The sequence below is a fragment of the Robertmurraya phoenicis genome (assembly GCF_047302285.1).
In the GTDB taxonomy this organism is placed as follows: Bacteria; Bacillota; Bacilli; order Bacillales; family Cytobacillaceae; genus Robertmurraya.
Window position 1 is genome coordinate 1,420,745 of record NZ_CP154845.1, and the last position, 20,465, is coordinate 1,441,209.

At 38.8% G+C, this 20,465-nt stretch carries 18 protein-coding genes and 1 riboswitch; of the genes, 17 read left to right on the forward strand and 1 reads right to left on the reverse strand.

Annotated features, from left to right (window positions below; translation table 11 throughout):
- The first annotated feature begins 121 nt into the window (after window positions 1–121).
- From zapA to AA0X71_RS06985, 13 genes are all read left to right on the forward strand, one after another.
- Window positions 122–382 (forward strand): cell division protein ZapA, encoded by a 261-nt coding sequence (zapA, locus tag AA0X71_RS06925; RefSeq protein WP_413360701.1) that lies wholly within the window; start codon window positions 122–124, stop codon window positions 380–382.
- A 7-nt stretch (window positions 383–389) separates the two neighbouring features.
- Entirely contained in the window at window positions 390–932 is a 543-nt protein-coding gene (locus AA0X71_RS06930; protein WP_413360703.1) for a CvpA family protein, read from the forward strand.
- Between the two features lie 149 nt (window positions 933–1,081).
- Entirely contained in the window at window positions 1,082–2,797 is a 1,716-nt protein-coding gene (gene polX, locus AA0X71_RS06935; RefSeq protein ID WP_413360705.1) for a DNA polymerase/3'-5' exonuclease PolX, read from the forward strand.
- A gap of 97 nt (window positions 2,798–2,894) precedes the next feature.
- On the forward strand, window positions 2,895–5,252 hold the full coding sequence (locus AA0X71_RS06940) for an endonuclease MutS2 (protein WP_413360708.1): 2,358 nt from the start codon (window positions 2,895–2,897) through the stop codon (window positions 5,250–5,252).
- Window positions 5,253–5,311: 59 nt separating this feature from the next.
- Window positions 5,312–5,719 carry a DUF350 domain-containing protein gene (locus AA0X71_RS06945; RefSeq protein WP_413360710.1) on the forward strand — a complete coding sequence of 136 codons (408 nt, stop codon included), beginning with the start codon at window positions 5,312–5,314 and terminating at the stop codon, window positions 5,717–5,719.
- A 245-nt stretch (window positions 5,720–5,964) separates the two neighbouring features.
- On the forward strand, window positions 5,965–7,668 hold the full coding sequence (locus AA0X71_RS06950) for a long-chain-fatty-acid--CoA ligase (RefSeq protein WP_413360713.1): 1,704 nt from the start codon (window positions 5,965–5,967) through the stop codon (window positions 7,666–7,668).
- 204 nt (window positions 7,669–7,872) lie between these two features.
- Window positions 7,873–8,460: a TetR/AcrR family transcriptional regulator gene (locus AA0X71_RS06955; RefSeq protein ID WP_019154750.1), complete on the forward strand. Its 588-nt coding sequence runs from the start codon at window positions 7,873–7,875 to the stop codon at window positions 8,458–8,460.
- A 25-nt stretch (window positions 8,461–8,485) separates the two neighbouring features.
- Window positions 8,486–9,259 carry an enoyl-CoA hydratase gene (locus tag AA0X71_RS06960; protein ID WP_413360716.1) on the forward strand — a complete coding sequence of 258 codons (774 nt, stop codon included), beginning with the start codon at window positions 8,486–8,488 and terminating at the stop codon, window positions 9,257–9,259.
- A 158-nt stretch (window positions 9,260–9,417) separates the two neighbouring features.
- On the forward strand, window positions 9,418–10,191 hold the full coding sequence (locus AA0X71_RS06965; protein ID WP_413360718.1) for an electron transfer flavoprotein subunit beta/FixA family protein: 774 nt from the start codon (window positions 9,418–9,420) through the stop codon (window positions 10,189–10,191).
- A gap of 77 nt (window positions 10,192–10,268) precedes the next feature.
- Window positions 10,269–11,246, forward strand: a complete 978-nt coding sequence (locus AA0X71_RS06970) for an electron transfer flavoprotein subunit alpha/FixB family protein (protein ID WP_413360721.1) — start codon at window positions 10,269–10,271, stop codon at window positions 11,244–11,246.
- Window positions 11,247–11,497: 251 nt separating this feature from the next.
- Window positions 11,498–11,812 (forward strand): thioredoxin, encoded by a 315-nt coding sequence (gene trxA, locus AA0X71_RS06975; RefSeq protein WP_019154746.1) that lies wholly within the window; start codon window positions 11,498–11,500, stop codon window positions 11,810–11,812.
- Between the two features lie 455 nt (window positions 11,813–12,267).
- A complete protein-coding gene (uvrC, locus tag AA0X71_RS06980) occupies window positions 12,268–14,040 on the forward strand; it encodes an excinuclease ABC subunit UvrC (protein ID WP_413360723.1) in 1,773 nt (590 codons plus the stop codon).
- A 68-nt stretch (window positions 14,041–14,108) separates the two neighbouring features.
- Window positions 14,109–14,288: riboswitch (Lysine riboswitch) on the forward strand.
- Window positions 14,289–14,411: 123 nt separating this feature from the next.
- A complete protein-coding gene (locus tag AA0X71_RS06985; protein WP_413360725.1) occupies window positions 14,412–15,641 on the forward strand; it encodes an aspartate kinase in 1,230 nt (409 codons plus the stop codon).
- 65 nt (window positions 15,642–15,706) lie between these two features.
- On the opposite strand, the gene AA0X71_RS06990 is transcribed toward AA0X71_RS06985, so the two are convergent.
- Complete coding sequence (locus tag AA0X71_RS06990; protein ID WP_413362513.1) at window positions 15,707–16,150, reverse strand: YslB family protein; 444 nt, start codon at window positions 16,148–16,150, stop codon at window positions 15,707–15,709.
- A gap of 410 nt (window positions 16,151–16,560) precedes the next feature.
- On the opposite strand from AA0X71_RS06990, the gene AA0X71_RS06995 reads away from it, so the two are divergent.
- The 4 genes from AA0X71_RS06995 (at window position 16,561) to AA0X71_RS07010 (ending at window position 20,320) form a co-directional block, all read left to right on the forward strand.
- The gene (locus tag AA0X71_RS06995; protein ID WP_413360728.1) at window positions 16,561–17,169 is read left to right on the forward strand and encodes a succinate dehydrogenase cytochrome b558 subunit; all 609 of its coding nucleotides are present in this window, start codon (window positions 16,561–16,563) and stop codon (window positions 17,167–17,169) included.
- Window positions 17,170–17,215: 46 nt separating this feature from the next.
- Window positions 17,216–18,976: a succinate dehydrogenase flavoprotein subunit gene (sdhA, locus tag AA0X71_RS07000; protein WP_413360730.1), complete on the forward strand. Its 1,761-nt coding sequence runs from the start codon at window positions 17,216–17,218 to the stop codon at window positions 18,974–18,976.
- A gap of 3 nt (window positions 18,977–18,979) precedes the next feature.
- On the forward strand, window positions 18,980–19,741 hold the full coding sequence (sdhB, locus tag AA0X71_RS07005; protein WP_413360733.1) for a succinate dehydrogenase iron-sulfur subunit: 762 nt from the start codon (window positions 18,980–18,982) through the stop codon (window positions 19,739–19,741).
- 117 nt (window positions 19,742–19,858) lie between these two features.
- The gene (locus AA0X71_RS07010; protein WP_413360736.1) at window positions 19,859–20,320 is read left to right on the forward strand and encodes an acyl-CoA thioesterase; all 462 of its coding nucleotides are present in this window, start codon (window positions 19,859–19,861) and stop codon (window positions 20,318–20,320) included.
- The last annotated feature ends 145 nt before the right edge of the window (window positions 20,321–20,465 follow it).

Below are 20,465 nucleotides of genomic sequence, written 5' to 3' on the forward strand. Positions count from 1 at the left end.
ATTTCTACCCCTGTCATCGAAACCTCCAAAATACGCTATGTTTAGACATACTTAGACTTTTCACTATAATAGGTTCATGTTATCATAGTGATTAGGATTCTATGAATAGGGGGCATCTCGCTTGTCAGAAGGACAGAAAACGCGTACAACTGTTGACATTTATGGTCAACATTATGTTATTATCGGCACTGAAGATTCTAGTCATGTAAAACTTATCGCTTCAATGGTTGATGAGAAAATGCGTGAAATTAGCTCCAAGAATCCTTCACTCAATACGAGCAAGCTTGCAGTCTTAACAGCGGTCAATGCTGTTAATGATTATTTAAAAATGAAAGAACAGCTTGAACGATTAGAAGGTGAATTAAAAAGAGTAAAGGATTGAAGAAAATATGCTAGATCTTGCAATTTTTATTATATTATTATTTGGTTTTTTAGTAGGTTTAAAAAGAGGGTTTATTCTTCAACTTATCCACTTAGTTGGATTTATCGTCGCCTTTGTCGTTGCTCATATGTATTATGATCAGTTAGCCCCTAAGCTTACTCTTTGGATCCCTTATCCAAACTTTGGAAGTGACTCAGCATTTCAATTGTTACTAGACAACGGGAATCTAGAAGTTGCATACTATCGTGCCATCTCGTTTGTCGGGATTTTTTTTGCGGTCAAAATTGCCATGCAAATCATTGGAAGTATGTTAGATTTTGTTGCTAACCTCCCAATTTTAAAAATACTCAACGTTTGGGCTGGTGGGATACTAGGCTTTGTAGAAGTATATCTTGTGCTTTTCATCGTTCTATTTATATCAGCACTCTTACCGATTGAAGTGGTGCAAAATGCACTTGGTAACTCGGGACTCGCTAATATGATTGTAGAGCACACTCCTTATTTTTCTAACCAAATAAAAGAAATATGGATTGATTATATCGCATCTTAAAACTTCTCTGTTTTAGAGAAGTTTTTTTAGGTCAGGGATATCGTTTGAAAAATGTTTCCACAAGTAAAATAAGGTAACAATAATTGTATCGGATTTAAAAGTAGTTGTAAAATAAACACCAAATTTTCAATTGTTTAAGAGGTGTAAAGATGACGGTTAATAAAAAGGATGTCATTCGTTTACTTGAAACGATTGCCGTTTATATGGAGTTAAAGGGAGAGAACCCTTTTAAAGTATCTGCTTTTCGAAAGGCAGCTGCAGCACTTGAGGCAGATGAACAAGCGATTGATGAAATAGCTGATTTTACGAAGCTTCAAGGAATTGGCAAGGGTACAGCTTCTGTAATTGATGAATACATACAAACAGGTCAATCAGTCGTGCTCAAAGAGCTGCAAGAAGAAGTACCTAAGGGACTCGTTCTGTTGCTGCAGCTTCCTGGTTTAGGTGGAAAAAAGATTGCCAAGCTACATAAAGAGCTGGGGATAGAGAATGTAGCTGATTTGAAGAAGGCGTGCCTTGAACAAAAAGTAAGGGGTCTTGCTGGTTTTGGGCAAAAGACAGAAGAGAAAATTTTGGCGGCTATAGCAACAGTGGGGAATCAACCAGATCGCCTTCCACTTGCTTACATGCTACCGATTGCACAGCATCTTGAAGAAGAACTGGCACAAATGAATGACGTTGATCGATTTTCAAGGGCAGGTAGTATTCGCAGAGTTAGAGAAACAGTTAAAGATTTAGATTTCATTATCTCAACTGCTCAACCTTCCTCCGTAAAGGAGCAACTACTAAAGCTAGATAAAATAAAGGAAATCGTTGCTGCTGGGGATACAAAAGTATCCGTCGTTCTTGATTATAGTTATGACGTCTCTGTTGATTTCCGTTTAGTGAAACCGGAAGAGTTTGCGACTACGCTCCATCATTTTACTGGATCGAAGGATCATAATGTGCGAATGAGACAACTAGCGAAAGAGCGTGGAGAAAAAATTAGTGAGTACGGTGTTGAAGTGGTCGAGACAGGTGAAATATTGACTTTTGAGTCTGAGGCCGATTTTTATCAACATTTTAATCTCCCACTCATTCCCCCAGAAATGAGAGAAGATGGGAAGGAAGTCGAGAAATATTCGGATGAGCTTGAGATCATCTCGATCGAGAATATCAATGGCGATTTACATATGCACTCGACTTGGAGTGATGGGGCTCATACGATAGAGCAGATGGTCAATGAGTGTCGTAACCTCGGGTATAAGTATATGGCGATTACAGATCACTCGAAATTTTTAAAAGTAGCCAATGGATTAGATGAAGAGAGGCTCAGACGTCAAAGGGAAGAAATAGCGAAACTGAATAAAAAATATGATGACATCACCATTTTAGCAGGGGTAGAAATGGACATTCTCCCTGATGGAACACTCGATTTTGAAGATGACGTTCTAAAAGAGATGGACCTTGTGATCGCATCGATCCATTCAGGCTTTTCCCAGTCAAAAGAGCAAATTATGAAGCGATTGACGAATGCTTTAAAGAATCAACATGTCGATATTATTGCCCACCCCACAGGGAGAAAAATCGGAATAAGGGAAGGCTATTCAGTAGATATCGATATGTTGATAGAGGTCGCGAAAGAAACGAATACAGCATTGGAGCTTAATGCCAATCCGAACCGCCTTGATTTAAATGCTGAACATATAAGGAAAGTACAAGAAGCTGGTGTCAAAGTGGTCATTAATACAGATGCCCATAGGATGGAAACGTTAGAATATATGAATATTGGAGTTTCAACGGCAAAAAAAGGCTGGATTAAACGAAGCAATGTATTGAATGCTTCAAACTTAGAAGAATTGCAACAATTTTTACAGAATAGGTAACATTACTAGCCATACTCGACTTCGATTACGTAAAATGGAAGTCGAGTATAGAAAAATAAGTAAACAGCATTGTTTAAGAAAAGGGGGATTTTTCTCCATGCAACAGCGCGTTTTAAAGGTTTTAGAATTTCATAAAGTCAAAGAGCAGGTGTTAGAGCTTGCGTCTTCTTCATTAGGAAGACAATTAGTGAAAGAGCTTATGCCCTCTACAAACTTTGAAGAAGTAGTTATAAGGCAAGAAGAAACGGATGAAGCAACCAGTATTCTACGCTTAAAGGGGAATGTGCCTTTAGGTGGAATTTATGATATTAAGCCTCATATAAAGAGAGCGGATATCGGTGGAATGCTTAGTCCGCAAGAATTGATGCAAATTTCAAGTACAATTCATGCAAGTCGGATGATCAAGAAATTTATAAATGATTTAATAGAGGAGGAGCTTGTACTTCCTCATCTTCAAGAGTTAACGCAGGAAATTGTCGTATTATCTGACTTAGAAGAAGCGATTCGAATGGCAGTTGATGACAACGGTGCCATTCTGGATAGTGCTAGTGAACTATTACGGTCTTTAAGAAATCAATTAAGAACGAAGGAAAGCCGGGTAAGAGAAAGATTAGAAAGTATGATTCGTTCCTCGAATGCACAAAAAATGCTTTCTGATGCGATCGTCACCATTCGTAATGACCGTTTTGTCATTCCGGTTAAACAGGAGTATCGAGGACATTATGGCGGTATCATTCATGATCAAAGTTCCTCTGGTCAAACCTTATTCATTGAACCACAGTCTATCGTTCAATTAAACAACGAGCTTCAAGAGATTAGGGTGAAGGAACAGCAAGAAATTGAACGGATTTTAATTGAATTATCAAGTCGAGTTGCGGAATTTAGTGTGGAGTTAAAAGCAATAGTTGACGTCCTTGCTCAAGTCGATTTCATGTTTGCGAAGGCTCGTTATGGAAGCAAAATAAAAGCTTCTAAACCGAAGATGAATAATGAGGGGCGAATTAATCTTTTCAAAGCAAGACATCCGTTAATTCCAAGCGATCAAGTAGTAGCGAATGATATTTATCTTGGGAAGGATTTTACGACGATAGTCATCACAGGACCGAATACAGGTGGGAAAACGGTGACGTTAAAAACAGTAGGGCTTTGTACTTTAATGGCTCAGGCTGGTTTACAAATTCCTGCTTTAGATGGTTCAGAAATGGCTGTCTTTGGCTCTGTGTTCGCAGATATTGGAGATGAACAGTCGATTGAGCAAAGTTTAAGTACATTCTCCTCTCATATGGTCAATATCGTGGACATTCTCAATGAAGTCGATTTTCAAAGCTTAGTATTATTTGATGAACTTGGGGCAGGGACAGACCCACAAGAAGGGGCTGCACTTGCGATTTCAATTCTAGATGAGGTTTACAAAAGCGGTGCTAGAGTGATTGCAACAACCCATTATCCTGAACTTAAGGCATATGGCTATAATCGGGAAGGGGTCACAAATGCAAGTGTTGAGTTTGATATTGAAACCCTTAGTCCAACTTATAAGCTTTTAATCGGAGTACCAGGACGAAGTAATGCCTTTGAAATTTCCAAACGTCTTGGATTAAAAGAAACGGTGATCAATACAGCTAAAACGTATATTAGTGCTGATTCAAATCAAGTGGAAGGCATGATTGCTGCTTTAGAGGAAAATCGAAGACAAGCTGAAACGGAATTAGAAGAGGCCCATAGCTTATTGAGGGATGCAGAGAAAATGCATAAAGACCTTCAAAAGCAAATGGCGGAATATTATGATCAGAAAGAATCTCTTGAGGAAAAAGCGAAGGAAAAGGCTCAGCAAATTCTTGAAAAAGCGAAAGCGGAAGCAGAAGACGTCATTCGTTCCTTGCGAAAAATGCAAATGGAAAAGCAAGCAGAAGTGAAGGAACATGAGTTAATAGAAGCGAAAAAACGCTTAGAAGAAGCTACGCCAAAGACGAGCAAGTCGAAAAAGGCAACTGCACATAAGAGCGATGCGCACAACTTTAAACCTGGTGATGAAGTCAAAGTATTGAGCTTTGGTCAAAGTGGACATCTGATCGAAAAAGTATCAGAGAAAGAATGGCAGGTTCAAATCGGAATTCTAAAAATGAAGGTCAATGAGTCGGATCTGCAGTTTATTAAGAGTGAAAAAATTGTACATACGAAACCGATGGCAACGATCAAGGGCAAGGATTTCCATGTTGGGTTAGAATTAGACTTAAGAGGGGAACGGTTTGAAGATGCCCTTGTCCGGGTAGAAAAATATATTGACGATGCCCTTTTAGCTGGTTATCCTCGTGTTTCCATTATTCATGGAAAAGGAACGGGTGCATTAAGACAAGGTGTACAAGAATACTTACGAAATCATCGTTCTGTGAAGAAAATTCGTTTTGGGGATGCAGGAGAAGGTGGAACAGGCGTTACAGTGGTAGAATTTAAATAAGGAAATATCTCTTTTCATCAACAGAAAAGAGGAGCTTAGAATTATGGGGTGAGTTCAAGATGAATGGTTTTTGGGAGAACGAATACGTACAAACAGCAGCCTATTTTAGTGTTGTTATTTTATGTCTTGTCGTGTTTTTAGCGATTTTTGAGTTAGTAACAAAATATCGAAACTGGGAAGAAATTAAAAAAGGGAATATAGCAGTAGCGATGGCTACGGGAGGAAAAATCTTCGGGATTGTGAATGTATTCCGACATTCCATTTCTCACCATGACACGTTATTTACGATGATTGGTTGGGGAGCTTATGGCTTCTTCTTACTGTTAATTGGATATTTCATTTTTGAATTTTTCACCCCGAAATTTAAAATCGATGAAGAAATTGAAAATGATAACCGCGCGGTAGGTTTCATTTCTATGATGATATCGATTAGCTTATCATTTGTAATTGGTGCGAATATCGCATAAGGAGCGAGTTCAGTTGGAGAAATTAGCAAAAATCCTTTTTGTTTTATGTGCTGTATTTGTTGTCATTGGCATTTTCTATTTATTTTAAAGTAAGTTCAAAAAACGTCGAGGCTTCGGCGTTTTTTATTTACGCTAAAAGACAAGCATGTCAGGTAAGAATTAATTGTCAGTACGTAGCCGACTATATTATAATGAATAATGAACAATTAGAATGTTCGAAAAATTATAAGAATAGGGGGGCCACTATGACTGATTTGAAGCCTTGGCTAAAGAGCTATCCAGAACAAATTCCACATACTTTGACATATTCAAATGAACCTGTTCAAAATTATTTAAAGAAAACAGCCGAAGAAAATCCCGATAAGATAGCCATCCACTTCATGGGCAAAGAAATGACCTATCATGAAGTGTACGCTGCATCGCTCAAGTTTGCAGGTTATTTGCAAAGCTTAGGGATTGAGAAGGGTGACAGGGTTGCGATCATGCTACCTAACTGTCCGCAATCGGTAATTAGTTATTATGGTATATTGTTTGCTGGCGGAATTGTCGTCCAAACGAATCCACTATATGTGGAAAGAGAAATTGAGTATCAAATCAATGATTCAGGTTCGAAAATCATTATCACCTTAGATATCCTATATCCACGTGTCACGAAAGTCATGCCAAAAACTGATTTGCAACATATAATTGTAACCGCTATCAAAGACTATTTACCTTTTCCCAAGAACTTGGTTTATCCATTTATTCAAAAGAAGCAATACGGTTTTTCAGTTAATGTCCAGCATGAAGGCAATCAACATCTTTTAACAGAAATATTGAAACAGCCTCAAAAGCCACTGGAGGAGCCAGAGTTTAATTTTGAAGAAGATATCGCTTTACTGCAGTATACAGGAGGGACAACAGGTTATCCGAAAGGGGTAATGTTAACGCATAAAAATCTTGTCGCAAATGCCTCGATGTGTGAAGCATGGCTCTATAAATGTAAAAAAGGAGAGGAAGTCGTTCTCGGGTTTTTGCCATTTTTCCACGTATACGGAATGACTACCGTTTTGATTTTGTCTGTTATGCAAGGAAACAAAATGGTTCTTCTTCCGAAATTTGATATGGAGACGGCTTTAAAGACGATAGAAAAGCAGCGTCCGACTTTATTTCCTGGAGCTCCTACAATGTACATCGGCTTATTAAATCATCCAGACTTGCAAAAATATGATCTCTCATCGATTGATTCGTGTATATCCGGTTCAGCTCCATTACCGGTAGAGGTTCAGCAAAAGTTTGAAGAAGTAACAGGTGGAAAGCTTGTTGAAGGGTATGGATTAACAGAATCTTCTCCTGTTACACATGCGAATTTTCTATGGGACCGTCCTCGCATAAAAGGAAGCATCGGTGTACCATGGCCGGACACAGATGCAGCAATCTTTTCGTTAGAGACTGGCGAAAGATTACCAGCAGGTGAAATTGGAGAAATCTGTGTAAATGGCCCACAAGTGATGAAGGGGTACTGGAATCGTCCGGAAGATACAGCACAAACATTAAGGGATGGCTGGCTTTTAACAGGTGATTTAGGCTATATGGATGAAGATGGCTATTTTTACGTAGTGGATCGGAAAAAAGATATGATTATTGCTGGAGGCTTTAATATTTATCCTCGGGAAATTGAAGAGGTATTGTATGAACATCCAGAGATCGTGGAAGTCGTAGCGGCAGGTGTCCCTGATCCATACCGTGGGGAAACCGTCAAAGCATATGTCGTGGTAAAAGAAGGATCCACTGTGACTGAGAAAGATCTTGATGAGTTTACTAGAAAACATTTAGCGGCTTACAAAGTTCCAAGGATCTATGAATTTAGAAAGGAATTACCAAAGACTGCTGTAGGGAAAATTTTGAGAAGAACTTTAATAGATGAGGAAAAGAAGAAACTGCAGAATGAAGAAGAAATTAAAGCATAAGCTCGTCCGATTATCTGTAAAGAGTAGAATGATAATTTCTTGACATAAATGAAATACGCGACTATCATAAAATTATGAATGATTATTCATTCATAATTTTCTTTTTTGAATCAAATCATTTAAAGGATCTAAAAAAATACTTAATCCATCATGGTGATTGATACCATGAGAAAGCACCAGTGTTTCATGGAGGGAGAGAATTCATTGAAAAAAAATAAACCTAAATATAAACAAATTATCGATGCTGCTGTAATTGTGATAGCAGAAAATGGCTATCATCAGGCCCAAGTATCAAAGATTGCGAAGCAGGCGGGGGTAGCAGACGGTACGATCTATTTATATTTTAAAAATAAAGAAGATATTCTCATCTCTCTCTTTCAAGAAAAAATGGGAAGCTTTGTTGAAAAAATCGAAGATAGAATAGCAGGAAAAGCGACTGCGGCAGAGAAGTTATTAATGATGGTCGAAACCCATTTTAAAATACTCTCAGCGGATCCCCAGTTAGCGATCGTGACACAATTAGAATTACGTCAGTCTAATAAAGACTTGCGCTTACGTATTAATCAAGTATTAAAGGGGTATTTAAAGGTCATTGACCAAATATTATTGGAAGGGATGGAAAATGGTGAGTTTGCATCTGAATTGAACTTACGACTAGCCCGACAAATGATCTTTGGAACAATGGATGAAACAGCCACAACATGGGTTATGAACGACTTGAAATACGATTTACAAGCTTTAGCAGCTCCAGTACATAAACTGCTGTTAAATGGATGTCGTGGAGATTCATAAGTCTAATAAAGCGAGGGGATGTTACGTGGAATACTTAAACTGGTCATACGATGAAAAGATTGCAACGATTAAGCTAGATCGTCCGCCTGCAAATGCTTTGTCGTCAGGAGTCATGAAGGAATTGACTGAAGCACTAAACGAAATAGAACAAACGGAAGACATTCGCGTCGTTCTTATTCATGGGGAAGGTCGATTTTTCTCCGCAGGCGCTGACATTAAGGAATTTACAATGGTCCAGTCTGAGGATGACTTTTCGAAATTAGGAACAACTGGTCAAGAACTATTTGAGCGAATGGAAAATTATCCGAAGCCCATTATCGCAGCGATACACGGTGCAGCTCTTGGTGGAGGATTGGAACTGGCTATGGCTTGTCATTTTAGACTTGTTACAGAACAAGCCAAGCTAGGATTACCAGAACTTCAACTTGGAATTATACCAGGTTTTGCAGGGTCCCAGCGCCTACCTCGTTATGTAGGAACAGCAATGGCAGCTGAAATGATGTTTACAAGTGATCCAATTACAGGATTAGAAGCTGTCCGCTATGGCCTTGCGAATCACGCTTATCCAGAAGAAGAGTTACTAGAAAATGCAAGGAAAATAGCAAAGAAAATTGCGAAGAAAAGTCCTCTTTCGATCAAAGCTACAATTGAACTATTAAATTATTCAAAAACGAAAGAGTTTTATCAAGGGGTAAAAAGAGAGGCTGAACTATTTGGAGAAGTATTTGGTTCAGAAGATGCAAAAGAAGGCATCGCCGCTTTTATTGAAAAAAGGGAGCCAGAATTTAAAGGTAGATAGATTTCTATGTATAATTATTAGAAAATATCTCCTATTCCAAAATTTGAGAGCGTTAACAACTATTTGTCGTTTTAGAGCTTGCGCATCAAGTCTCTTTAACATATGAAAAAGTACTTCATTCCATCAGATTGTCTGGAAAAATATTAGGAGGGGAAACCATGAACATCTATGTATTAATGAAAAGAACATTCGATACGGAAGAAAAGATTTCAATTGCAGGTGGCCAAATTAATGAGGATGGAGCAGAATTCATCATTAATCCTTATGACGAGTATGCAATCGAAGAAGCGATTCAAGTTCGCGACTCTCAAGGTGGAGAAGTGACCGTCATTACAGTGGGCAATGAAGAAGCTGAAAAGCAATTGCGTACGGCGTTAGCAATGGGTGTTGATAAGGCAGTGTTAATCAATACAGAAGATGACCTTGATGATAGTGACCAGTATACGACAGCAAAAATTCTTGCTGAATATTTAAAAGACAAAGAAGCAGATTTAATTATTGGAGGGAATGTTGCCATTGATGGTGGATCAGGTCAGGTTGGACCACGTGTGGCAGAACTCCTCGATATTCCATATGTGACGACCATTACGAAACTTGAAATAGACGGTTCTGCTGTAACGGTTGTTCGTGATGTTGAAGGAGATTCCGAGATTATTCAAACAAGCTTGCCCTTACTTGTAACCGCTCAACAAGGTTTAAATGACCCGCGTTATCCATCTTTACCAGGGATTATGAAAGCGAAGAAGAAGCCACTTGATGAGCTTGAGCTAGATGATCTTGATTTAGATGAGGATGACGTTGAGGCAAAGACAAAAACAATCGAAATTTACTTGCCATCTCAAAAAGAAGCTGGAAGAGTCCTTGAAGGAGACCTTTCTGATCAAGTAAAGGAATTAGTAGACTTGCTGCATAATGAAGCAAAAGTCGTTTGAGGTTAAGGTAGACATTTACACGAAAAGCAAATATAGAAAACTGGAATCTCTCAATCTATTACACAGGAGGAATCGAAATGGCTAGAAAAGTATTAGTGTTAGGTGAAGTCCGTGATGGACAATTGCGTAACGTTTCATTTGAAGCAGTCTCCGCAGCTAAAACGGTCGCTGAAAGTGGCGAGGTTGTAGGTGTTTTACTCGGCGAATCCGTTAGTCATTTAACGGAAGAATTAATTCAATATGGTGCGGATAAAGTTGTTGTTGTTGAAGATGAAAAATTAGCTCAGTACACTTCTGATGGCTACTCACAAGGGTTACTAGCTGTTGTTGATGCAGAGAAACCTGAAGGACTGGTGATCGGTCATACGTCTTTAGGGAAAGATCTATCTCCTAGATTAGCGAGTAAGTTAAATTCTGGGTTAATTTCAGATGTAACTGGAATCGAAGTAACTGGAGATAATATTATCTTTACGCGTCCTATCTATTCTGGAAAAGCCTTTGAAAAGAAGATAGTGACAGACGGATTAATTTTTGCAACGATTCGTCCAAATAATATTGCACCGTTAGAAAAGGATGAATCTAGAACAGGTGAGATTTCTTCTTTATCTGTGGACATTAAAGACTTACGTACGATTATTAAAGAAGTGGTTAGAAAAGCAAGTGAAGGGGTTGACCTTTCTGAAGCGAAAGTCGTCATTGCTGGAGGTCGTGGAGTCAAAAGTGAAGAAGGCTTTGAACCATTAAAGGAACTTGCACAAATACTAGGGGGAGCAGTGGGTGCATCGCGTGGAGCATGTGATGCAGAGTACTGTGACTATTCTTTACAAATTGGTCAAACGGGTAAGGTTGTCACACCAGACCTATACATCGCGTGTGGAATATCTGGAGCGATTCAACATTTAGCTGGAATGTCCAATTCGAAGGTTATTGTCGCGATTAATAAAGATCCTGAAGCAAATATCTTTAATGTAGCAGACTATGGCATTGTTGGAGACCTATTCGAGGTCGTTCCAATGCTAACAGAAGAATTTAAGAAATTAAAAGTGAATGCGTAAATAAATGAAACGAGCGGTTATGAGCCCGCTCGTTTTATAGTTTATATGTAATAGGTCCTTCTATTTATGTCATGGTAAGTGCCAACATGAATAGAAGCAAAATTTATGGGGAAATTAGTTCCGAACAAATTATTCGCATCGTAGGATAAACGGTGATATACTGTCGTTAGTATAACTTTAAAGTATATGGGCTATGAAAACGTGAATGATTTCAAATTCATAGCTAGTTCATTTTAGGAGGTAAATATAGTATGGCAATTTCACATGTAACTGACCAAAATTTTGATACTGAAACAGGCTCAGGTGTAGTATTAGCTGATTTTTGGGCTCCTTGGTGTGGCCCTTGTAAAATGATTGCTCCTGTTCTTGAAGAATTAGATTCTGAACTTGGGGAAAAATTGAAAATCGTTAAGCTAGATGTTGACGATAATCAAGAAACAGCAGCTAAGTTTGGTGTCATGAGCATCCCGACATTACTTGTATTCAAGGATGGGGAAGTTGTAGACAAAGTCGTTGGTTTCCAACCGAAAGAAGCGTTAGCTGAACGTTTAAATTCACATTTATAAGATTAAATAAAGGCTCCCGACTCAAAGCATGATGTCGGGAGTTTTTTGTTGCTTAGGAATTTATAAATTCCCTTGACTTGTGGATAAAACATTCGTATAAACGGTAGTACTATCGGAATGAAAAAATAACAGGAAAATTTCCGCTTAATGAGCAGACATCATGAAAAAGAGCCGAAATAACAGGAGAAATTCCTGCTATTCCCTCAAAAAATGCCAAAATAAACGCTTTTGCCCTCCATAAGCGGAAAATCTTCCGTTATTTCCCCTAAAAGAGACTCCATTGAGGAGATAACAGGAAAAATTCCGCTTAAGGGGGAGAGATGTTTGGATCGAATGAGACAAACCGGAAGCTTCCTACATTTTGTAGGAGCTTTGTTGATCACTCTACTTTGAGCAAGTCGGTACTGGTTATGATATATTTATCTGTAGGAATTGCAAAGTGGGGATGAGATATGATGAACGACAAGATAAAAAACAAATTAGCTTTTCTCCCTGACCAGCCAGGATGTTATCTTATGAAAGATCGTCAAGGTACGATCATTTATGTTGGTAAAGCGAAAGTACTCAAAAACAGAGTGCGCTCTTATTTTACTGGCTCTCATAATGGAAAAACGCAGGTGCTTGTTAACGAAATTGAGGATTTTGAATATATCGTTACATCCTCCAATATGGAAGCATTATTGCTTGAATTAAATTTAATTAAAAAGCATGACCCAAAATATAATGTGATGCTAAAAGATGATAAAACATATCCTTTTATCAAACTGACTTCCGAGCGTCATCCTCGCTTGATTACGACGAGGAAGGTGAAAAAGGATAAGGGGAAGTACTTTGGTCCCTATCCAAACGTAGGGGCTGCAAATGAAACGAAGAAATTACTCGATCGCATTTACCCTCTACGCAAATGTGCTACTCTCCCTGATCGTGTTTGCTTATACTATCATTTGGGGCAATGTTTAGCCCCATGTATCAATGAAGTGCCTGAAACGACGTATCGTGAAATGGTAGAAGAAATCACAAGATTTTTGAATGGTGGTTATCAAGAAATCAAAAAAGATTTGACGGAAAAAATGTTAAAAGCTTCTGAAGAACTGGACTTTGAAAGAGCAAAGGAATTCCGTGACCAAATTGCTCATATTGAATCGACAATGGAAAAACAGAAAATGACATCCACCGATTTTACCGACCGAGATGTATTCGGTTATGCTGTTGATAAGGGCTGGATGTGTGTCCAAGTTTTCTTTGTTCGCCAAGGAAAGCTAATCGAACGTGATGTATCACTATTCCCTTTTTATAGTGAACCAGAAGAGGAATTTCTAACCTTCCTCGGTCGATTCTACGATAAGGCGAGCCATTTTAAACCGAAAGAAATTCTTTTGCCAGAAAAAATTGATGAGGACTTAGCGGAAAAACTTTTAAACGTGAAGATTTTGAAACCAAAACGCGGTCAAAAAAAGGATCTCGTCAAGCTTGCCGAAAAAAATGCAACCATTGCTTTAAAGGAGAAATTCTCACTCGTGGAGCGGGATGAGCAGAGAACGATTAAAGCGGTTGAACAGCTAGGCAATGCACTTGGCATTGCCATTCCACGACGGATTGAATCCTTCGATAATTCCAATATTCAAGGAACAGATCCCGTGTCGGCACTTGTTGTATTTATTGATGGAAAGCCGGTCAAACGGGAGTACCGTAAATATAAGATTAAATCGGTCAAAGGACCTGATGATTATGAATCAATGAGAGAAGTAGTTAGAAGGCGCTATTCAAGAGTGTTAAAGGAAGGTCTCCCACTACCAGACTTGATTATTATTGACGGTGGAAAAGGGCATGTAGAATCAGTTCGTGATGTACTTGAAAATGAACTTGGCTTGGATATTCCGCTATCTGGTTTGGTTAAAGATGATAAACACCGAACTTCACAGCTTTTATATGGAAATCCACTAGAGATGATTCCGCTCGCGAGAAATAGTCAGGAATTTTACCTGCTCCAAAGAATTCAGGATGAAGTTCACCGATTTGCGATTACCTTCCATCGTCAATTACGAGGCAAAACGGCCTTCCAATCGATTTTGGATGACATTCCTGGGATTGGAGAAAAGAGAAAAAAACAATTACTGAAGCATTTTGGCTCGGTAAAAAAAATGAGAGAAGCATCGATTGAGCAGTTCAGAGAACTTGGCATTCCACCAAGTGCAGCAGAAGGCTTATACAATAAATTACAGGAATGACGTTGTTTTCATTAATTGGGTGTGCTATAATGAGGTCAATTTTATATCGCAATCACTTTATTTAATAAAGTGAAGGTAGAGGTGCGGACACTAAGAGTAAGGACTTGGAGAAAGTTGAGTTTCGACGAAAAGTCTTGAAAGGAGTGGACTGCCGAAGTAAAAAAAGGCTCATCCCTTTTTTTGCTGGTTCTGCAACCAAATAGGTGCAGAATTGTCAAGACATATTGTCTTGGAGAGCTATCTTAGTGGTGCGAAAACGTAAGGCTTTTGCTTTTTACGTTGTGATGGCGCAGCAGTGAGATGGTATCTCATTGCTTTTTTTATTGCCAATTCAACTGAGATTTACATATTTTAGGAAAGAAGGGAATGGCGTGGGATTAATCGTACAAAAATTTGGGGGAACCTCTGTTGGTAGTGCTGAGAGAATCAAGAATGTTGCCGAGAGAGTGATTGAAGAAAAGAATCGGGGAAATGATGTTGTCGTGGTTGTCTCTGCAATGGGAAAAACAACGGACAAATTAGTATCACTTGCAGCAGAGATCACCTCTGATCCGAGTAAAAGGGAAATGGATATGCTCCTTACAACCGGAGAGCAGGTGACCATTTCATTATTAGCGATGGCTTTACAGAATAAAGGCTATGAGGCCATTTCATTCACAGGCTGGCAGGCAGGAATTGAGACAGAATCTGTATTTGGAAATGCACGAGTGTTAAATATAGATAGTACCCGCGTTCAAGCAGAGCTAGGAAAAGGAAAAATCGTAGTCGTAGCAGGTTTTCAAGGGGCTACAATCGATGGAGAGATAGCTACACTTGGTCGTGGTGGCTCTGATACAACAGCAGTTGCTTTAGCTGCAGCATTAAAGGCTGATAAATGTGACATTTACACAGATGTAACAGGTGTATTTACAACAGATCCTCGCTACGTGAAGGATGCTCGTAAGTTACTCTCCATTTCTTATGATGAGATGCTCGAGCTTGCCAACCTTGGTGCTGGCGTATTACATCCTAGAGCAGTTGAATTTGCTAAGAATTATCAAGTTCCTTTAGAAGTGCGCTCAAGTATGGAAAGGGAATCAGGGACGATCATCGAGGAGGAAGGACGAATGGAACAAAATTTAGTTGTACGAGGAATCGCATTTGAGGATAAAATCACGAAAGTAACGGTATTAGGGTTATCTAATACATTGTCAAGCTTGTCGACGATTTTCACAACATTGGCAAATAACCATTTAAATGTAGATATTATTATTCAAAGTACTACGAACAAAAATACAACCGATTTATCTTTTTCGATCCATTCAGAAGATTTAAAGGATACGTTGAAAGTATTAGCAGACAATAAGGAAAAACTGCAATACGAAAATGTCCAATTTGAATCTGATTTAGCAAAGGTGTCCATTGTTGGCTCAGGCATGGTGTCTAATCCAGGGGTTGCAGCGAAAATGTTTGAAGTGCTGGCCGATGAGTCGATTGAAGTGAAAATGGTTAGTACATCCGAAATTAAGGTTTCGACTGTTGTTGAAGAGGGAAATATGATTGATGCCGTGGATTCCTTACATAAGGCCTTTGAATTAGCAGGAACACCTGTTAATTCGTAAATAAGAAAAAAGAAGCCAAAAAGCATTTATTGCTTTTTGGCTCCATTCATGAACAGGGACTTGTACTATTCAATAGAGTCCTTACTGTCCCATTTAACGGTGAAGATGACCTTTTTTGCTCGTCGCTTTGGATGTTCATAGGCTTCAGCGATAACATCTTTTAGTGTTTCGATTTGGTGAGCGAGAAACCCAGCTTCTAGCTGAAAGGTTGAGATGTCTTTTTTCTGAAGTCTTTCGGAGATTAATGGGCTCGTTAATTCCATTTGCAGTTCGTTTTTTGTTTCATCTTTTATCGTTAAAGATCCCCACCCTGATTTATCGAAAAATTCAATGATTTCATCTATCGATTGTAATGGGAATTTACGTGCCAAATCTTTTCCAGCCCAATAAAGAATGGCGGAGGTTTCCTTCCCAAGAAGACTTGGTAATAAAATTTCTCGAATCAGTTCATATCCAAATGCTGGAACTGTTATAGGTTCAGATTGATGTGTCTTTTCAGAAGTCATCATTTCAGTCAATGCTCTCCCCTCTTTCTATGATTCTATTATATACAATTTAGACCGTTTTACGCACGGAATATAAAAAAAGGCTCCTCAGCTCATTAGTAATTTTTGTTATTTTAATATATCTAAAAAAAGCTTTGTCATATGAGGGTTCTTTTGTTTATATAGTCTAAAGATTTTGTTTTTATTGGAGATTTTGTGTATACGTTTTCTTGACGGTCTAAGAGGTAGAGAGTAAAATGGACTTGTCACATAATTGTAAAAAATTATTCGACATTTATTCAAATTAGCTGTTCTCATTTCATAATGGCACACTTTAAGTGTTCATTGTGAAATCAGTAAGTTGTACATATTCCTTAAGGGGAATAGGGAGAAATAACCGCTAGAGTTTTCAAATTTTAAAGGGGGGTAAATTTATGGCGGGTAATCGAGAGTTTTTTTATCGCAGATTGCATTCATTGCTAGGGGTTATTCCTGTTGGATTATTCCTCATCCAGCATCTTGTAGTGAATCATTTTGCTACAAAAGGAGTGGATTCCTTCAATAAAGCAGCACATTTTATGGAGCAACTGCCATTCCGGTATGTTCTTGAAATTTTTGTTATTTTCCTACCGATATTGTTTCATGCTATCTACGGTATTTATATTGCTTTCACAGCAAAAAACAATGCGAGTAGATACAACTTTTTCCGAAATTGGATGTTTGTTCTTCAACGTGTCACTGGAATTGTGACGTTAATCTTTGTCGTATGGCATGTATGGCAAACAAGAGTAGCGGCTGCATTCGGTGCAGAGGTGAATTATCAAATGATGGAGAATATTCTATCGAATCCATTTATGCTTGTTTTCTACATAGTTGGGGTAGTTTCTACTATTTTCCATTTTGCTAATGGATTATGGTCTTTTGCTGTAAGTTGGGGGATTACAGTTACGCCAAGATCACAACTTATATCAACTTATGTGACAATCGGTATTTTCATTGCTTTATCATACGTAGGTATTCGTGCAATATTCGCGTTCGTTTAATAGATTAATAGAGATGCAGTAAGAGGAATTAAAGGAGTGAAAACGAATGAGTAAAGGTAAGATTATTGTAGTCGGTGGCGGACTAGCCGGCTTAATGGCAACAGTAAAAGCAGCAGAAAATGGGACAGCTGTCGATTTATTTTCATTAGTGCCTGTTAAACGTTCTCACTCTGTTTGTGCCCAAGGTGGTATTAATGGAGCTGTCAATACAAAAGGTGAAGGGGATTCACCTATGATTCACTTTGATGATACGATCTATGGTGGAGACTTTTTGGCTAATCAGGCACCTGTAAAAGCGATGTGTGAAGCTGCACCTGGTATTATTCATTTATTTGATCGTATGGGTGTTATGTTTAACAGAACATCTGAAGGCTTACTTGATTTCCGTCGCTTTGGTGGAACACAGCATCACCGCACAGCATTTGCTGGTGCCACTACGGGACAACAGCTTTTATATGCTTTAGATGAACAAGTTCGTCGCCATGAGGTAGCAGGCTTAGTGAATAAATTCGAAGGATGGGAATTTTTAGGAACGATTATTGATGACGAGGGAGTTTGTCGCGGTGTTGTTGCTCAAAACCTAACTTCAATGGAAATAAAGTCATTCCCTGCAGATGCCGTTATTTTGGCAACAGGTGGTCCTGGAATTATCTTCGGTAAGTCGACAAACTCTGTTATTAATACAGGTTCTGCGGCAGCCATTGCCTACCAACAAGGCGTTTACTATTCAAACGGTGAATTCATTCAGATCCATCCTACAGCCATTCCAGGGGATGATAAGCTTCGTCTTATGAGTGAATCTGCTCGTGGTGAAGGTGGACGTGTTTGGACATACAAGGATGGTAAGCCTTGGTATTTCCTAGAGGAGAAATATCCTGCATATGGAAACCTTGTACCACGTGATATCGCAACACGTGAAATCTTTGATGTATGTGTCAATCAAAAACTAGGTATTAACGGGGAGAACATGGTATACCTTGATCTTTCACATAAGGATCCTAAGGAGCTTGATATTAAGCTTGGTGGAATCATTGAAATTTATGAGAAGTTTACAGGTGAAGATCCGCGTAAATTGCCAATGAAAATCTTCCCAGCTGTTCATTACTCAATGGGTGGTCTTTGGGTAGACAATGATCAAATGACCAATATCCCTGGTCTATTCGCAGCTGGTGAGTGTGATTATTCTCAGCACGGTGCAAACCGATTAGGAGCTAACTCTTTATTATCCGCTATCTTTGGCGGAATGGTTGCTGGTCCAAATGCTGTGAAGTATATTAACGGACTTGAAAAGAGTGTCGATTCTCTATCTTCTTCTCTATTTGATGGCTATGTTCAACAGGAAGAGGAAAAATGGAATCATATCATGTCCATGAATGGAACTGAAAATGCTTATGTTCTTCATAAAGAGCTTGGCGAGTGGATGACAGATAATGTAACAGTTGTTCGTTACAATGATAAATTATTGAAAACAGATGAAAAATTACAAGAGCTATTAGAGCGTTATGAAAATATCAATATTAATGACACGGCAAAATGGAGCAACCAAGGAGCTGCCTTCACACGTCAGTTGCAAAATATGCTTCAATTAGCACGTGTCATTACAATCGGAGCCTATAACCGTAACGAAAGCCGCGGTGCTCATTATAAGCCAGAATTTCCTGAGAGAAATGATGAGGATTTCTTAAAAACAACGATGGCTAAATTCGTAGATGCGAAAACAGCACCTGAATTCCATTACGAAGAAGTAGATACTTCTTTTATCGCACCTCGTAAACGCGATTACTCTAAGAAAAAGGAGGAGAAATAAGAGATGGCAGAGAACAGTACCGTCCATTTTATTATCTCTAGGCAAGATTCTCCTGATTCGGAGCCTTATCAGGAAGAATTTCATGTGCCATACCGTCCTAACATGAATGTAATTTCTGCGTTAATGGAGATTAGACGTAATCCAGTTAATGCACAAGGGAAAGAAACTTCTCCGATTACTTGGGATATGAACTGTTTAGAAGAGGTCTGCGGAGCATGTTCCATGATTATAAATGGAAAGCCACGTCAGTCATGTTCAGCGATTATTGATCAGCTTGAACAGCCGATTAGACTTGAGCCAATGCGTACATTCCCAGTCGTTCGTGACCTACAAGTAGATAGAAGTCGTATGTTTGACTCATTAAAGAAAGTGAAAGCGTGGATTCCAATCGATGGTACATATGATTTGGGACCTGGGCCACGTATGCCTGAAACAAAGCGTCAATGGGCGTATGAGCTTTCAAAATGCATGACTTGTGGGGTTTGTCTTGAAGCGTGTCCGAACGTAAATAGCAAAGCGAATTTTATCGGCCCTGCACCACTTTCTCAAGTACGACTTTTCAATGCTCATCCAACAGGTGAAATGAACAAAGCAGAACGTTTAAATGCCATTATGGATGATGGAGGTCTTGCTAACTGTGGTAATTCCCAAAACTGTGTTCAATCTTGTCCAAAAGGGATTCCACTTACAACGTCGATTGCAGCATTAAACAGAGATACGGCATTCCAATCATTCAAGAACTTCTTCGGAAGCGACCAAATATAAGAAGAAAAGGGTGTCCAGTTGGATGCCCTTTTTCACAATGATCATTTTTGAAAAATTCTAAAATAATGCACTATGAATGAATAGTCATTCATGATATGGAATGGGAGGATGGAAAGCATGAGTAGAATAAGTTATATCGAAGATTTATCAAACTGGGAGCAGGGGTTTAATTTTTATCATCCGGTTAAAGTACGATTTTCCGAAACAGATATGTTTGGACATTTGAACAATACGGTTCCGTTTACATATTATGAAGAAGCACGGATTGAATACTTTAAAAGCAAGGGCATGATGACAGATTGGCTTGACGGAAAAAACGAAGGAATAATTGTCGTGGCTGATTTACAATGTGATTTCCTCAAGCAAGTTTTCTTTGATGATACGCTGAAGATCTATGTGAAGGCTCATCATGTCGGTACTTCATCCGTCGATATTCACTATATGGGCAAAAGAAAAAATAGAGAAATTTGCTTTGTCGGACGAGGGACTATTGTTCAAGTATCCAAGAAAACGGGGAAAAGTATACCTTGGTCTACTGAAGTGAAGGAAGCGATGATCGAGAAGGAGCGGATCCAATAATCTCCGCATTCGCACATTTTTCAAAAAATCTCAAACTCCTTTAGAGGATTGTTGTCACTCAGGTAGTGCCCTTCACATAAGATATGGTGACTAAATATATACCCATCCCGCTGTTCATAGCTGGCGAAGGCAAGGAGGGTTACAA

Excerpts from the sequence above, each read along its gene's own strand:
- AA0X71_RS06930 (WP_413360703.1), top strand. The coding sequence starts at position 390 with ATGCTAGATCTTGCAATTTTTATTATATTATTATTTGGTTTTTTAGTA.
- polX (WP_413360705.1), top strand. The coding sequence starts at position 1,082 with ATGACGGTTAATAAAAAGGATGTCATTCGTTTACTTGAAACGATTGCC.
- AA0X71_RS06940 (WP_413360708.1), top strand. The coding sequence starts at position 2,895 with ATGCAACAGCGCGTTTTAAAGGTTTTAGAATTTCATAAAGTCAAAGAG.
- AA0X71_RS06945 (WP_413360710.1), top strand. The coding sequence starts at position 5,312 with ATGAATGGTTTTTGGGAGAACGAATACGTACAAACAGCAGCCTATTTT.
- AA0X71_RS06950 (WP_413360713.1), top strand. The coding sequence starts at position 5,965 with ATGACTGATTTGAAGCCTTGGCTAAAGAGCTATCCAGAACAAATTCCA.
- AA0X71_RS06965 (WP_413360718.1), top strand. The coding sequence starts at position 9,418 with ATGAACATCTATGTATTAATGAAAAGAACATTCGATACGGAAGAAAAG.
- AA0X71_RS06970 (WP_413360721.1), top strand. The coding sequence starts at position 10,269 with ATGGCTAGAAAAGTATTAGTGTTAGGTGAAGTCCGTGATGGACAATTG.
- trxA (WP_019154746.1), top strand. The coding sequence starts at position 11,498 with ATGGCAATTTCACATGTAACTGACCAAAATTTTGATACTGAAACAGGC.
- uvrC (WP_413360723.1), top strand. The coding sequence starts at position 12,268 with ATGAACGACAAGATAAAAAACAAATTAGCTTTTCTCCCTGACCAGCCA.
- AA0X71_RS06990 (WP_413362513.1), bottom strand. The coding sequence starts at position 16,150 with ATGATGACTTCTGAAAAGACACATCAATCTGAACCTATAACAGTTCCA.
- AA0X71_RS06995 (WP_413360728.1), top strand. The coding sequence starts at position 16,561 with ATGGCGGGTAATCGAGAGTTTTTTTATCGCAGATTGCATTCATTGCTA.
- sdhA (WP_413360730.1), top strand. The coding sequence starts at position 17,216 with ATGAGTAAAGGTAAGATTATTGTAGTCGGTGGCGGACTAGCCGGCTTA.
- sdhB (WP_413360733.1), top strand. The coding sequence starts at position 18,980 with ATGGCAGAGAACAGTACCGTCCATTTTATTATCTCTAGGCAAGATTCT.
- AA0X71_RS07010 (WP_413360736.1), top strand. The coding sequence starts at position 19,859 with ATGAGTAGAATAAGTTATATCGAAGATTTATCAAACTGGGAGCAGGGG.